Origin of the sequence: Leifsonia sp. SIMBA_070, from assembly GCF_046534635.1 — a bacterium.
Lineage (GTDB): Bacteria > Actinomycetota > Actinomycetes > Actinomycetales > Microbacteriaceae > Leifsonia.
In genome coordinates, this window is sequence record NZ_JAWRYK010000715.1 from 1 (window position 1) to 248 (window position 248).

The 248-nt window shown below is 67.3% G+C and carries 1 pseudogene; it reads right to left on the reverse strand.

Annotated features, from left to right (window positions below):
- Positions 1-105: pseudogene (locus SB754_RS22110) on the reverse strand (50S ribosomal protein L25); the annotation flags it as partial.
- Between the last annotated feature and the right edge of the window lie 143 nt (positions 106-248).

A 248-nucleotide genomic window follows, 5' to 3' on the forward strand; every position in this document is an offset into this window, starting at 1 on the left:
GCCATAGACGACGCAGGGCACCAGTCCGGCACGCCGGACCGCACGGGCCGCCCCCTTACCAGCCCGATCCCGCTTTTCGGCGGGAAGAACAATTTGCTCAGCCATAGCCGTACTCCTTCAGGTATATGGCATGATCGATTGGACCGGCGCCGACCTCCAGGGGTGTCGGCCGCCGGGCTCGGTCTTCGCGGGATCGGTGTCCGCCCGCGCCCGTCCGAACCGGGGCGCGCGCCTTTTACACTCAATCG